The sequence below is a fragment of the bacterium SCSIO 12741 genome (assembly GCA_024398055.1).
Taxonomy (GTDB): Bacteria; Bacteroidota; Bacteroidia; order Flavobacteriales_G; family Salibacteraceae; genus SCSIO-12741.
In genome coordinates, this window is the sequence record CP073749.1 from 1,241,106 (window position 1) to 1,254,421 (window position 13,316).

A 13,316-nucleotide genomic window follows, 5' to 3' on the forward strand; every position below is an offset into this window, starting at 1 on the left:
GTTTTGCGCCGTTTCTTAAAGTAAATCTCGCAAGGCCGAATGGAGATCTGGATATTGAAATTCAAAGCCCAGATTCCTGATTTTTTCGCTGGATACGGTAATTCCTCCCAGGAGCATTTCGCGGGCCATATCTCCAGCAGCCATTTTCAAAAGACCACCAGGAATAGCAGGAGCCCACATAGGACGATTCACCACTTTGGCAATGGTCCGGATAAAATCCTTTTGAGTACGAGGTTCCGGGGATACGGCATTAAAGATTCCTGTTTGGTCATTCTGAACACAAAACAAAAACAGCTGACAGAGGTCTTCTAAATGAATCCAGGACATCACTTGACGTCCGTTGCCCATCGCTGAACCAACACCCCATTTCACGGGAAGTGCTAACTTGGGCAAAGCACCTTCCGGCCCCAGAACTACTCCAATTCGAATTCGGGTAACGGGTATACCTTGATCTTCCAAGGGCTTTGAAACACCCTCCCATTGACGGGCCAACTCACCCAAATAACCAGGACCAACCGGATCCTCTTCAGTATAGGAATGATTATCGGGTTCAAATCCGTAGTAGGCGATTCCCGAAGCAGTAATAAACTGATCCAAGGAGATACCCAACTTAAGACTGGTCTTAACCAAAAGCTCCCCTGTTTTCAAACGCGATTCAGTCAGAATTTTTTTTCGGGACGCCGTCCACAAGCCATCAGCCACGGGTGCCCCAGCCAGATGAATAACTTTAGAAACGCCCTCAAATGCTTTTTCATCAATTTCTCCGGTCGGGTAATTCCATCGGAATCCAGTAGCTCCCTGTGGAGCACTCCCCGATCGACTCAGGTTATTTACCTCGTAACCAGCTTTGAGAAGAAGAGCCGTCAAACGCCGTCCCACCATACCCGTTCCGCCTGAAATCAAAATCTTAGCCATCGTATATTTACTATTTTCGTTGAACTACTTTTTAAAGGTATGAGACAATGCGCCCTTTCTAAAAGGAAATTAACATCGCATTAAATATTTTGTTGAACAATCAAGATTGCAATCGGGTTTATGAATGATGCCATCCCCGACATCAATGGTTACAAAAACCGGCTAATGGTCATCCAAAAAGTGGCGGAGCAATTGGAAAAGGACTTGCAGTTAAACCAGTCAATTCCGCTTAGCGGGGATCCGGATAAAGCCTACCCTGAATTGGAGCAACAGGTTCAACCCTTGGTCAAAAACTGGCTGCAACAAGACTATTCCTGGCTGATGCATACCTTATATCGAATTGATGTTTCGGAAAAAAAGCTGGCCAGGGCTCGCATCGAATTCTCCGACATGCCGGAACACGAATTAATCACTCATCTCATTCTGGAACGTGAACTTCAAAAAGTAGTCCTTCGGATGTGGTACAGTAAAACCTTAGATTCCTAATGAAAAACGGGTGGATCATATTCGGAATTCTGTTCCTCAGTCTATCGCTTAGTGCCCAGGAATTTCAAATGAGGCACTATGGTGTAAACGAGGGACTGCCCGGATCTCAGGTATACGACATTCAACAGTCCCCTACCGGTGATATTTGGATCGCAACAGATCTTGGAGCTTGTCAATACAACGGCTACTTGTTTAAGACTTACACAGCCGAAGATGGCTTAGCCGATAACTCCATCGTAAAGCTTGCCATCCAAGATTCTGGAGTGGTTTGGATGCTTGGATTTAACCGGAAACTTTCGTGGGTCGGCGATTCTGCCCGAGCCTACCAAGGAAACGAATCACTACTCGAAAAGCTGGGAACGGATCAAATCACCTCCCTTGGGTTTAATGCATCTAACAAGTTGTTGCTCGGAGTTCAGTCCGGCAGCCGAAGAGAGGGCTATTTTGTTTTGGCCGATCAAGAGGGCAACTGGAAACCTACGCCGGCTGCACCAGGCATCTCCTGGGATTCCGAATCGGGCGTTTTTGGCGGGTCTTTAAAAGATTCTCTGTTTGAACCCTTGCAGAAATCACCAACCATTGCTCTACCTTCTTCCGGTCGGGAGATGATCCGAAAAGTGGAATTCGATTCGACTCGAAAATGCTGGTACATCTTAACCCGACATGAGCTTTGGCAATTGGGAATAAACGGTGATCTACGAACCTTGGATCTCAAAAGCAGAACCACTGGTGCGTTGATTCAGGATGAATTTGGCAATCTATGGATTGGCTCCTATCATGGTCTCTTGGTTACTCATCCGGATCGATGGGGGAAGTTAATCGAATTTTGCCTCAGCATGCTGTTTCGGCCCTTTGCCAGGATCAGCGAAAAGGCATCTGGATCGGGACCTATTCGGATGGGGTTTATCACCTGAAAAACCTTTATATGGTTCATTACCGATCCATTTCAGGTATTGAAGATCCCGACGTTAAGCGAATTCAAACCACTGAGAAGGGGATTTACTTTTCAGATACCAGAAACGTGCTCTACGAATTGCAGTATGATCACTGGATATCGGGGCAAGCAAAACTCTTTTTGCAATCGGAGTCACCTATCAATGCTATCTACAAAGCTCAAGGCAAAGACTACCTGCTTTGCAACACGGTGAGCCAAAAGGAACCTTTTTCTTCTCCTATCAGTGGACTCTGTATTGCCCCAGGTAAGAAGCAAGGAGAGTATTGGGTGGGTAAAATCTACAGTTTTGCCTACTTCGAGGGAGACAAGGAGACTTTCAATTCTGCGGAAATCGGTTTTCAGGAACGGGTCAACTGCCTTCACCATGATCCAAACACGCAAAAGTTGTGGTTGGGAACCTTGAGTGGTTTGTACACATTCGATGGGGATTCGGTAAAACTATTCCCGGGCACTCAAGACATACGAATTGATGAATTGCTTTGGTCCAACGGCCGCCTTCTTCTGGCTACCCAAGGCAAGGGAATAGGAATCGTCAAAGAGGATAATCTTGAGTTTGTCGGTAAGTCCGAAGGTCTGCCCACCTCATTTGTTCGCGACTTGTTGGCCTTCGAGGATCGACTGGTTGTAGCTACCAATAAAGGCTTGGTCATTTGGAGGGATTCTGTGGAACGCATTCTGGACCTTTCCGATGGCCTCATGAGCAACGAGATAAATGGTTTGGCTCGATCAGGAAATAACCTATTCATTGGTACGAGAAAAGGATTAACCGTTCTGGATCTGGACTACCTCGACCTTCAACCGGACAACCTTACTATTGAGGCCAAAATCAATACGGGAGAACAATGGAAAGGTCAAGCAGGAAGTCTTCGGCTACCCCCTTCCGAAAACAGCATCACTTTCCGCTTGCTTACTCGTGATTTCCGAATTGAAGATGCGATTCTCTACCGTTATCGATTGGAGCCCGACACTTCCTGGAACTACAGCACGCAACAAGAAATTAGCTACTCGGCCCTGTCTTCCGGCAGCTACACCTTTGTAGCCTCGGCTCAAAATGAAGCCGGTGAATGGTCTCAGGAACCGGTGAGAATTCCATTTGTAGTGGAGCAACAATTTTGGAGACAATGGTGGTTTATCGCCTTGATGCTCTTGGCTTTAGCAGCCATTGTACGTTTAATCATTAGGCGGCAGGTGAATAAAGTACGGAAGGAAAACTTCCTCCAAAACCAATTGAACTCCTTAAAAATTAAAGCCCTGAGTGCTCAGATGAATCCGCACTTCATTTTCAATTCACTCAACTCCATCCAAAACTTCCTTATCGAAAATGACCTCAAACGCTCCAATAAGTACCTCACCAAATTTGCTCGGTTAATGCGATTGGTGCTGAACAACTCAGACAAAACCTTCTCCCCATTTCGGGAGGTAATTCATTCTCTGGAACTGTACATGGAGCTTGAAAGAATTCGATTTAACGAGCAGTTTGATTTCGCCATTCAGATTCAACCCAATGTGGATGCCGATAGTCTAAAAATACCAGCCATGCTCATGCAACCCTTTGTAGAAAATGCTATCCTCCACGGCATTCTTCCTGGTCAGAAACAAGGACAAATCACCGTTTCCATTTCACGGGCCGGAGAACATGTTTTGAACTGCACCATAGAAGACAACGGAGTAGGTCGGGATTTTCACGCAGGCAGACAATCCAAAAAGTTTAAATCCCAAGGTCTGCGTATCACCCGGGAGAGGCTCGAAGCCTTCCAGGCCATATTCGACGACCAGTTTCACTACGAAATCATCGATCTCAAAAATGAGTCCGGTGAACCGAGAGGTACGAGAGTTGAACTCTTAGTGCCCTGCCGTTAAGCGATACTGGCATTAACCGCCTACTTATTCGTATTTTTGAAAGAGTTCCCAAAAACACATCTATGTCGCAATCTATTTCTACTGTAATTATTGATGATGAAGTCAATGCTGTAAACGTACTCTCAAAGTTTCTGGAAATGTATTGTCCGGAAATTGATGTACTGGCTACGGCCCACAATGTGGAAGATGGAATTGCAGCCATTGAAGCCAATCAACCGAAGTTGGTTTTTCTGGATATAGAGATGCCTCTGGGAAGCGGCTTTGACCTGTTGGAAAAAGTAGGCGATCGCAAGTTTCACGTGGTGTTTATCACGGCTTACGATCATTACGCGATTCAGGCCATTAAAAACGAAGCCATTGATTACGTCCTTAAGCCTATCGACATTGATGACTTGAAAACGGCAGTAGACAAGGTTAAAGCAAAATTGAGCCAGCCTCAGAATGTGAAGGAAGTTCTAAAACGTGTAGCCTTGGAAGAAAAAGCCAAGTTGGCGATTCCTACCTTGTATGGGCATAAGTTTTTGGATCCTGAGCACATTGTTCACATCAAAGCGGATGGAAGTTATTCTACGATTTTTACCGATAATGAAGGCGAAATCATGGTCTCCAAAAATCTTAAGAGCATCGAGTCTGCCTTGAAACAAGACTATTTCCTACGGGTGCACCGATCGCACATTGTGAATTTGGAAATGGTGAAGGAATACCACAAAAATGATGGTGGATATCTCATTCTAAACAATGGTGAAAGAGTGGAAATTGGAGCCTCGAACCGCCCGGCTATCATGGAAAAACTCAACGAACGCCTGAACTTCATTTAACGGTTTTTTCGGTCCGTCAAGACCTCGTATCCTTTTTGGAAAATTCTTTTCGTTAACTTTGTTAGTACGGTTGCTTACCTGGTCAGCCTACCTAGTTAACTAAAATTGTCAATCTTAGCCTCGAAACCAAAATGGATAAGATCAAAGCCTTGATCATTGATGACGAGCCGAATGCAATCCAGGTAATTGTAAAACGACTCCAGAAGTATTTCCCTCAAGTTGAAGTAATAGCCACCAGCCAAAACTCGGAGGAATTCCAGCACCTTACTCAAACCTATAAACCCGATTTACTTTTTACTGACATTGAAATGCCTGATCGAAACGGGCTCGAAATGTTAGAAACCCTCATTAACCCGAGTTTCGAAACCATCGTAGTAACGGCCTATGAGAAATACGCGGTAGAAGCCTTCAAAAAACAAGCGCTCGGCTACATTCTCAAGCCCGTGGATCGCGACGATTTTATCAAAACTGTATCCCGTGCTTTGGATCGAATCGCCCGAAGTAAGCAGCTCAATCAAGTCATTCAATCGGGGGCCGCAGAAGAACCCGGAAAGTTTGCCATCCCTTACAACGGTTCCTTTCGAATTGTTGATTTAAAGAATGTGCTTTACCTCAAAGCTGAAGGAAGCTATTGTAAAATCGTAACTACCGAAAACGAGTTTCTGATTTCCAAAAACCTCAAACATTTAACTGATACACTTCCAGAAAACAATTTTCTGCGAGTGAGTCGATCCTTTGTGGTCAACATGGCGTTCATCCGCAGCATTTGCAAAAAAGATGGTGGATTGGTAACCATGGAGAATGGTACCGAAATAACCATTGGACGGAAAATTCGCAGCGAGGTAATGGAACGCATTACCGACCGGGTCAATTTTATTTAACGACGGGCCCGAAAGAAGGTCGTAAGAATATCAGCACATTCTTGTTCCATAATGCCTGAAACCACTTCGGTTTTTGGGTGAAGTACGCCCGCCCCTAATCGAGAAAATCCACGTTTGGAGTCCCCGGCCCCGTATACGATTTTACCCATGTGAGCCAGGTGGGTTGCTCCTCCACACATCACGCAGGGTTCGAGCGTAACGTACAAAGTACACTCATTCAAATATTTTCCTCCCAGGAATTCGGCAGCTGATGTAATAGCCTGCATTTCAGCATGTGCGGTCACGTCGGTTAGCCTTTCGGTAAGGTTATGGGCACGAGCAATAATGGTTCCTTTACAGACGATAACAGCTCCTACCGGAACCTCTTCCAGGTCTCGGGCTTTTTCAGCTTCTTGCAAAGCCTGTTTCATGAAATGCTCGTCTGACTGAACCGTGATCATACCGCTTGAAATTTGCTTCAAAAGTAGTGCAAAATATTCCCTCGATTCCATGCCCGTTTCCTTAGCTTATATCCGTAATTTCGCGCGAACAAATTGGAAGCATTATGTATCGTACACACCACTGTGGAGAACTCCGTTTAAGCGATTCAGGAAAGGAAGTAACTGTATCCGGTTGGGTACAAAGAGCCCGTGATTTAGGGGGACTAACTTTCGTGGATCTCAGAGATCGTTATGGCATCACTCAGCTTGCCTTCAACCTCGATTTGAATGAGGAATTGTGCAAACAAGCTCGATCCCTAGGACGTGAATTCGTAGTTCAGGCAAAAGGCACCGTGGTGGAACGGGAAAATAAAAACCCGAACATGGATACAGGAGATATTGAGATCCAGGTAACAGAACTTCGTGTTTTGAATGCCGCTCAAACACCTCCCTTTACCATCGAAGACGAGTCGGATGGCGGTGAAGAGCTTCGCATGCAATACCGATACCTCGATTTGAGAAGAAATCCTTTGCAAAAGAACCTTCGATTAAGACATGAATTGTCTCTATCGGTTCGCAAGTTTTTGGACCGCCAGGGATTTATGGAAATCGAAACTCCGGTTTTGATTAAATCTACCCAGAAGGGGCTCGTGATTTCATCGTTCCATCTCGTATGAACAGTGGTGAGTTTTACGCTTTGCCTCAATCTCCACAAACCTTTAAGCAGCTATTGATGGTTGGTGGCTATGACCGTTACTTCCAAATTGTTCGTTGTTTTAGAGATGAAGACCTTCGTGCTGATCGTCAGCCTGAGTTTACTCAAATAGACTGCGAAATGGCCTTTGTAGAACGAGAAGACATTCTGCAAACTTTTGAAGGGTTGGCGCGCTACCTTTTCCAGGAAGTAAAAGGAATCGACTTGGGTGACTTCCCCAGAATGAGCTATGACGATGCCATGAAATACTACGGCTCGGATAAGCCCGATGTTCGTTTTGGCATGCGCATCACTGATTTAAATGACCTGACACAAAACAAGGGCTTCAACGTTTTTGATCAAGCCGAATTGGTAGCTGGAATTTGTGTTCCTGGCGTGGCCGATTACACCCGTAAGCAATTGGACAAACTCACGGATTGGGTAAAAAGACCTCAAATTGGTGCGAAGGGATTGGTTTACGTAAAATGCAACGAAGACGGATCATTCAAATCTTCTGTGGATAAATTCTACACGCAGGAAGACCTGGCAGAATGGGCCGCCCGATTGGAAGCCAAGCCTGGTGATCTTCTATTGGTTTTGTCAGGTCAGGAAGCTGGAACCCGCAAGCAATTGGGCGAACTCCGATTGGAAATGGGTAACCGTACAGAATTGCGCGATCCTAATACTTACGCTCCTCTGTGGGTAGTGGACTTTCCATTGGTTGAATGGGATGAGGACAGCAAACGCTGGCACGCCATGCACCATCCATTTACTTCTCCAAGACCAGAAGACCGCGATTTGATGGCGACCGAGCCTGGCAAGGTAAAAGCCAATGCCTACGATATGGTGATCAACGGTGTGGAATTAGGTGGTGGTTCTATTCGTATCCACGATAAGGATCTTCAGCAGGAAATGTTCAACGTGCTTGGATTTACCCCGGAAGAGGCTCAGGAGCAATTTGGCTTCTTGATGAATGCCTTCGAATATGGTGCGCCTCCTCACGGCGGTATCGCCTTCGGATTTGACCGTTTGTGTGCCATCTTCGGAGGAACAGATTCCATTCGCGACTACATCGCCTTCCCGAAAAATAACTCCGGAAAAGACGTGATGATTGATGCACCATCCAAAATTGATGTAGCTCAATTGGATGAATTGAACCTGAGCCTGAATCTCGAAGAATAGTTTTCGGCGCTTTGAGCAAAGCTTCCAAAATTTTCTTGATTGCAGCGAATCGAAAACTTTCTTTCGATTGGATTGTATAATCTCAAATGCCATCAAAAATGAGAACACTTCTTACTCTTCTGGTACTTATCCTTCCCACGAGCTTGTTGTGGGGTCAAAAGGATTTATTCGATAGCGGCCTTAACGTAGGATTCCACTATTATCATCCGGGAGAATATTTTGAGTTTTCTGATATGGAAGCCAAGCAGTATTTGGAAGAAAAGTTTTCTCGTCAAACCATAGGTTTTGGTAGCCAATTTGGTCATTGGGTGTATTTTAACGATATCAACCTGGGAGAGAAATTCAGAATAGGCCTTGACATTGCTTATTTCCGTTTGAGCTTTCTCAGCGCTGATTATGAATTTGAGTCCGTTTATGACTTCGATGGAAGTCCTTATCGGGAAAGAGCTCAATTCCTCTTCTTAGGGACCGAAATTGGGCCGTTAGTTGCCTTTCAGGTGGCAGAAGATATGGGATTGAGTTTGGGCTGTCGTTTCGGGCCTCAAATTGCCATCGGGATCAACTCTCCCTTTGGCGGGTTGCTAACGGAACAAATTGGTCTGCGGTTTCGTGCTGTTCCAGCGTTCCGCTACCAATACAAAATGTTCTTTACCGGAGTTGACGCCAGCTTTGGAGAGTTAGGAAATACATCAACCGCCACCGGGTTTACCGCTTGGAGATTATCTTTGGGAATCAAGTTTTAAAACAGCTCCTTACTAAATCACTTTCCTTCAATCCATCACTTCCTTACTTAGGTGAAGTTAAATAATCCAACCCTGCTTCACGATCCTTAACGGACTCCTCTACGGTGGAAAGAAATCAATGGGCACGATAATTGATCTAAATGGATTAATTCTACAACCCATGCAAACTAATCAGACTTATGTACCGTATTCTTTTTACTCTACTCTTAGCGATTCTTTGTCAATCTACCTATGCCCAAAAAAAGGCGTTTAAAAATGGATTTTCTTTAAGGCTTCACTACTATTTGCCAGGTGAGCACTTTGAGGAGGCCGACTTAGATGCTGAAAACTACGAGCTGGATTTGTACCGGCGACAAGCCAACGGTTTTGGATTTCAGATTGGCAACATGTTCTATTTAAACGGCATCCCATTAGGAGAACGCTGGCGACTCGGTATTGATGCCGCCTATTTAAAAAACACTTTTGTTCGAAGCCGATACACACCGCTCGATCCCAATGAGGAAGATGCTGAGGGCTTCAGTTATTACATTACCACCGAAGTGGGTCCTTTTATTAGTTATTCTCCCAGATCTGATATGGCCATTGATGCGGTTGTTCGCTTTGGTCCGCAATTGGTCCTGGGATGGGCTATTCCCGGCAATGGGGGCCGATTAGGTGAAACAGCTGCGCTAAACCTACGCACCATTCCAGCGGTATACTACCACTACAAAATATTTATGGCAGGCGTGGAAGGAAGCATTGGAAGATTAGGACACCCCAGCCAGCAAAGTGGCTCAGGAATCGGGTTTACTTCCTACCGGCTTGTTGCCGGATTTAAATTCTAATACGTAAAAGTGAGGGATCGGGTGAGGCTTAGATCGACATGATGTCGGCTTCTTTCTCTTCGATCAGCTTGTCCACCTTATTAATATGAGCATTGGTAATGGACTGAATTTCTTCTTCTCCATCCTTCGCCATATCTTCTGGCAATCCGTCATTCTTAAGCTTCTTAAGCTCATCATTGGCTTCCTTACGGAAAGAGCGAACAGAAACTTTGGTCTTTTCGCCTTCGGCTTTTGCCTGCTTTACCAAATCACGGCGACGCTCTTCAGTAAGAGGTGGAATATTAATGATGATCATCTCCCCATTGTTCTGAGGATTGAAACCTAAATTGGAGTTGATAATCGCCTTTTCGATAGGATCCAGCATCTGCTTTTCCCAAGGCTGAATCGAGATCATTCTGGCATCTGGCGTATTCACATTGGATACTTGACTCAGAGGAGTATTGGATCCATAGTATTCTACCATGATTCCATCGAGCATTCCTGGTGTAGCTTTTCCAGCTCGAATTTTTAGCAATTCTTTCTTCAGGTGGTCCAGGGAACTATTCATTGAATCCTTGGCCATATCGTATACCATTCCTAACTCTTCTTCCATATCTCAATCAGTTTTAGGTGCCGTAAAAATAGAAATTTCCCTTACACATCAACCAGGGTACCCACTTCGTCGCCTACTACAACCTTTCTCAGGTTACCGGGCTTATTCATATCAAACACAATGATGGGCAATTTGTTCTCCTGGCAAAGAGTAAAGGCCGTCTTATCCATTACGTTAAGCCCCTTAAGCAGTACTTCTTCAAATGAAATCTTGTCGAAACGTTTCGCTGAAGGATCCTTTTCGGGATCGGCTGTGTATACTCCATCCACGCGGGTTCCTTTTAGGATAATATCCGCATCAATTTCGATAGCTCTCAAAGAAGCAGCCGTATCTGTTGTAAAATAAGGGTTTCCTGTACCTGCGCCAAAGATCACAATACGGCCTTTTTCCAAGTGACGTACCGCTCTTCTTCGGATGAAAGGTTCAGCGATTTGTTCCATTTTAATAGCGGAAAGCAAGCGGGTTTTCAGACCCACCCCTTCCAGAGCAGATTGAAGTGCCATAGAATTAATCATCGTAGCCAACATACCCATGTAGTCGCCTTGAACGCGATCGATGGCACTGTTGTCCGATTGCACGCCACGGAAAATATTTCCTCCGCCGATTACAATGGCCAGCTCCACTCCCGTTTCCATAACCTGGATGATATCTTCGGCATAAGTCTGCAAACGATCGTGATCGATTCCAAAATCCTTATTGCCCATTAAGGCTTCTCCACTGAGTTTCAACAATATCCTCTTGTACTTCATATCATCCTTTTGAATCGGAAAATTAGGACAAAAAAAAGAGAGATGGCTGAGCCAATCTCTCTTTTTCTAACAGTTTATTAAAGATGATTACGACAGGGTAATCAACTTAAATCCTTCAACGACTAAATCGCCGTCAACTTCTTTCAAGTATTGCTTTACAGTCTTCTTGCTTTCTTTGATAAACTCCTGGTTCATCAAAGTTTTCTCTTTGAAGAACTTGTTCAATTTACCAACAGCAATTTTCTCGGCAATTTGCTCAGGCTTACCTTCTGCGATAGCTTGCTCTTTACCGATTTCCATTTCCTTCTGCTTAATTTCTTCAGAAACACCAGACTCGTCCAAAGCAACAGGAGCCATAGCTGCTACTTGCATAGCAACGTCTCTTCCGATTTCAGCATTTTCTTTGTTGATTCCAACCAAAGAAGCCGTACGGTTACCTGGGTGGTTGTAAGCTACAACACACTCAGCGGAGATCATTCCGTAGTCAGAAACTTCCAACTTCTCACCGATCTTACCCATTTGGTTTTCGATTGCTTGAGCAACGGTTTCACCACCCATGTCCAAACCAGCCAACTCTTCTTTCGAAGAAGGAAGGTTGTTCAAAGCCAGGTCAGCAATAGCGTTTGCAAAGTCAACAAAATCCTGGTTTTTAGCAACGAAGTCAGTTTCGCAGTTCAATACCAAGCTGATTCCGCTTTTTCCGTCGGTAGCAGTTTTAGCCACTACATAACCTTCGGCAGCATCATTCTCACCACGTTTAGCGGCGATCTTTTGTCCTTTCTTTCTCAGAATCTCGATGGCTTTTTCAAAATCACCCTCAGCTTCAACCAAGGCGTTTTTACAGTCCATCAAGCCCAATCCGGTTTGCTTTCTGAGCTTATTAACTTCTGCAGCTGTTACAGCCATTTTTCTCTTTTATTGAAATGTTAGTGTAATTATGCTTGTTCTTTTTCCTTAGCAGCTTCAGCTTGGCGCTTTTCTTTGATCGCTTTGCGCTCAGCCAAACCTTCGCCAATCGCTCCGGCAACAATGCTCAAGATCTTGTCGATAGACTTGGCCGCATCATCGTTCGCAGGAATTGGGAAGTCGATCAAACTTGGATCAGAGTTCGTATCCACGATAGCGAATGTTGGGATGTTCAAGCGACGAGCTTCTTTTACTGCAATGTGCTCTTTTTTCACGTCAACGATGAAAAGAGCAGCGGGCAAACGGTTCAAATCGGAGATAGAACCTAAGTTTTTATCCAACTTGTCTTTTTGACGCTTAAGCAACAAACGCTCTTTTTTGTTTACACCGGTAGCTTCTGGATCGTTCAGTACTTTTTCGATTTGACCCATTTTGCGAATCGCCTTGCGAATAGTCACAAAGTTGGTCAACATACCACCTGTCCAGCGCTCAGTTACGTAAGGCATATCTACAGAAGAAGCAGCTTCTGAGATAACATCACGTGCTTGTTTTTTAGTAGCAACAAACAAAACTTTCTTTCCAGCAGCAGCAATTTGTTTCAATGCGTTGCAGGACTCTTCCAGTTTTGCTACGGTCTTGTGAAGATCGATTACGTGGATTCCGTTGCGCTCCATGAAGATGTAAGGAGCCATGTTGGGATTCCACTTTCTTTTGAGGTGTCCAAAGTGAACTCCTGCTTCCAGAAGTTCTTGATAATTGGTTCTCGCCATGATTAACTATTTAAAAAATACTCCTGGAATCTGCCAGGCCAGCGTCAGGTTCTCATTCCAGCGACTCCACCAAAAAGGAGCATCCTGTAGCACGATGCCACAGGATTGGATACAGAACCTCTGAAAAAATTCTTAACGTTTAGAGAACTGGAATTGCTTACGAGCTTTCTTCTGACCCGGCTTCTTACGCTCAACCATACGAGGGTCACGTGTCAAAAGGCCTTCAGCACGCAAAGCAGGACGATACTCTTCGTCTACTTTAACCAAAGCTCTTGCGATAGCCAGACTCAAAGCTTCTGCCTGTCCGCTCATTCCACCACCACTGGCGTTAACTTTTACGTCAAACTTTCCAGCATTCTCTGTTACCTGAAATGGCTTATTGATGATTTGCAGGTGCTCTGCAGAGGTAAAATATTCATTAACCGCTTTCTTATTAACCGTGATGGATCCTTTTCCCTCGGTCATGTAAACACGGGTAATGGCTGTTTTTCTTCTACCTACTGTATTAATGACTGCCATAAA

The 13,316-nt window shown here is 44.7% G+C and carries 14 protein-coding genes and 1 pseudogene; 8 read left to right on the plus strand and 7 right to left on the minus strand.

Annotation, left to right across the window (positions count from 1 at the left end; translation table 11 throughout):
* Window positions 1–15: 15 nt before the first annotated feature.
* Window positions 16–915 (minus strand): TIGR01777 family oxidoreductase, encoded by a 900-nt coding sequence (locus KFE98_05150; protein ID UTW63542.1) that lies wholly within the window; start codon window positions 913–915, stop codon window positions 16–18.
* A 120-nt stretch (window positions 916–1,035) separates the two neighbouring features.
* On the opposite strand from KFE98_05150, the gene KFE98_05155 reads away from it, so the two are divergent.
* The 5 genes from KFE98_05155 to KFE98_05175 all read left to right on the plus strand — a co-directional run bounded on the left by KFE98_05155 (window position 1,036) and on the right by KFE98_05175 (window position 5,915).
* The gene (locus KFE98_05155) at window positions 1,036–1,401 is read left to right on the plus strand and encodes a hypothetical protein (protein ID UTW63543.1); all 366 of its coding nucleotides are present in this window, start codon (window positions 1,036–1,038) and stop codon (window positions 1,399–1,401) included.
* Window positions 1,401–2,315: a hypothetical protein gene (locus KFE98_05160; protein UTW63544.1), complete on the plus strand. Its 915-nt coding sequence runs from the start codon at window positions 1,401–1,403 to the stop codon at window positions 2,313–2,315. Before KFE98_05155 ends, KFE98_05160 begins: the two co-directional genes overlap by 1 nt.
* Window positions 2,207–4,216: a histidine kinase gene (locus KFE98_05165; protein ID UTW63545.1), complete on the plus strand. Its 2,010-nt coding sequence runs from the start codon at window positions 2,207–2,209 to the stop codon at window positions 4,214–4,216. The genes KFE98_05160 and KFE98_05165 overlap by 109 nt, the downstream gene beginning before the upstream one ends.
* A 62-nt stretch (window positions 4,217–4,278) precedes the next feature.
* Window positions 4,279–5,034, plus strand: a complete 756-nt coding sequence (locus tag KFE98_05170; protein UTW63546.1) for a response regulator transcription factor — start codon at window positions 4,279–4,281, stop codon at window positions 5,032–5,034.
* Between the two features lie 131 nt (window positions 5,035–5,165).
* A complete protein-coding gene (locus KFE98_05175) occupies window positions 5,166–5,915 on the plus strand; it encodes a response regulator transcription factor (protein UTW63547.1) in 750 nt (249 codons plus the stop codon).
* Here the strand turns inward: KFE98_05175 and KFE98_05180 are convergent.
* Entirely contained in the window at window positions 5,912–6,355 is a 444-nt protein-coding gene (locus tag KFE98_05180) for a nucleoside deaminase (GenBank protein UTW63548.1), read from the minus strand. The two genes, KFE98_05175 and KFE98_05180, sit on opposite strands and share 4 nt — an antisense overlap.
* A 104-nt stretch (window positions 6,356–6,459) precedes the next feature.
* Here KFE98_05180 and aspS point away from each other — a divergent pair.
* The 3 genes and pseudogenes from aspS to KFE98_05195 all read left to right on the plus strand — a co-directional run bounded on the left by aspS (window position 6,460) and on the right by KFE98_05195 (window position 9,777).
* Window positions 6,460–8,210, plus strand: a pseudogene (gene aspS / locus KFE98_05185) (aspartate--tRNA ligase).
* Window positions 8,211–8,308: 98 nt separating this feature from the next.
* A complete protein-coding gene (locus KFE98_05190) occupies window positions 8,309–8,953 on the plus strand; it encodes a hypothetical protein (protein UTW63549.1) in 645 nt (214 codons plus the stop codon).
* A 179-nt stretch (window positions 8,954–9,132) separates the two neighbouring features.
* Window positions 9,133–9,777: a hypothetical protein gene (locus KFE98_05195; protein UTW63550.1), complete on the plus strand. Its 645-nt coding sequence runs from the start codon at window positions 9,133–9,135 to the stop codon at window positions 9,775–9,777.
* 28 nt (window positions 9,778–9,805) lie between these two features.
* Here the strand turns inward: KFE98_05195 and frr are convergent, their stop codons facing one another.
* From frr to rpsI, 5 genes are all read right to left on the minus strand, one after another.
* On the minus strand, window positions 9,806–10,369 hold the full coding sequence (gene frr, locus KFE98_05200) for a ribosome recycling factor (GenBank protein ID UTW63551.1): 564 nt from the start codon (window positions 10,367–10,369) through the stop codon (window positions 9,806–9,808).
* A 41-nt stretch (window positions 10,370–10,410) separates the two neighbouring features.
* A complete protein-coding gene (locus KFE98_05205; protein UTW63552.1) occupies window positions 10,411–11,118 on the minus strand; it encodes a UMP kinase in 708 nt (235 codons plus the stop codon).
* A gap of 87 nt (window positions 11,119–11,205) precedes the next feature.
* Window positions 11,206–12,024, minus strand: coding sequence for an elongation factor Ts (locus KFE98_05210; GenBank protein ID UTW63553.1), 819 nt, complete (start codon window positions 12,022–12,024; stop codon window positions 11,206–11,208).
* 29 nt (window positions 12,025–12,053) lie between these two features.
* On the minus strand, window positions 12,054–12,794 hold the full coding sequence (rpsB, locus tag KFE98_05215; protein ID UTW63554.1) for a 30S ribosomal protein S2: 741 nt from the start codon (window positions 12,792–12,794) through the stop codon (window positions 12,054–12,056).
* Window positions 12,795–12,926: 132 nt separating this feature from the next.
* Window positions 12,927–13,313: a 30S ribosomal protein S9 gene (gene rpsI, locus KFE98_05220; GenBank protein UTW63555.1), complete on the minus strand. Its 387-nt coding sequence runs from the start codon at window positions 13,311–13,313 to the stop codon at window positions 12,927–12,929.
* Window positions 13,314–13,316: the final 3 nt, after the last annotated feature.

What these genes read in the sequence shown, in the direction of transcription:
- KFE98_05150 (UTW63542.1), bottom strand. Translation starts at nt 915, where the DNA reads ATGGCTAAGATTTTGATTTCAGGCGGAACGGGTATGGTGGGACGGCGT.
- KFE98_05155 (UTW63543.1), top strand. Translation starts at nt 1,036, where the DNA reads ATGAATGATGCCATCCCCGACATCAATGGTTACAAAAACCGGCTAATG.
- KFE98_05160 (UTW63544.1), top strand. Translation starts at nt 1,401, where the DNA reads ATGAAAAACGGGTGGATCATATTCGGAATTCTGTTCCTCAGTCTATCG.
- KFE98_05165 (UTW63545.1), top strand. Translation starts at nt 2,207, where the DNA reads ATGGGGGAAGTTAATCGAATTTTGCCTCAGCATGCTGTTTCGGCCCTT.
- KFE98_05170 (UTW63546.1), top strand. Translation starts at nt 4,279, where the DNA reads ATGTCGCAATCTATTTCTACTGTAATTATTGATGATGAAGTCAATGCT.
- KFE98_05175 (UTW63547.1), top strand. Translation starts at nt 5,166, where the DNA reads ATGGATAAGATCAAAGCCTTGATCATTGATGACGAGCCGAATGCAATC.
- KFE98_05180 (UTW63548.1), bottom strand. Translation starts at nt 6,355, where the DNA reads ATGATCACGGTTCAGTCAGACGAGCATTTCATGAAACAGGCTTTGCAA.
- KFE98_05190 (UTW63549.1), top strand. Translation starts at nt 8,309, where the DNA reads ATGAGAACACTTCTTACTCTTCTGGTACTTATCCTTCCCACGAGCTTG.
- KFE98_05195 (UTW63550.1), top strand. Translation starts at nt 9,133, where the DNA reads ATGTACCGTATTCTTTTTACTCTACTCTTAGCGATTCTTTGTCAATCT.
- frr (UTW63551.1), bottom strand. Translation starts at nt 10,369, where the DNA reads ATGGAAGAAGAGTTAGGAATGGTATACGATATGGCCAAGGATTCAATG.
- KFE98_05205 (UTW63552.1), bottom strand. Translation starts at nt 11,118, where the DNA reads ATGAAGTACAAGAGGATATTGTTGAAACTCAGTGGAGAAGCCTTAATG.
- KFE98_05210 (UTW63553.1), bottom strand. Translation starts at nt 12,024, where the DNA reads ATGGCTGTAACAGCTGCAGAAGTTAATAAGCTCAGAAAGCAAACCGGA.
- rpsB (UTW63554.1), bottom strand. Translation starts at nt 12,794, where the DNA reads ATGGCGAGAACCAATTATCAAGAACTTCTGGAAGCAGGAGTTCACTTT.
- rpsI (UTW63555.1), bottom strand. Translation starts at nt 13,313, where the DNA reads ATGGCAGTCATTAATACAGTAGGTAGAAGAAAAACAGCCATTACCCGT.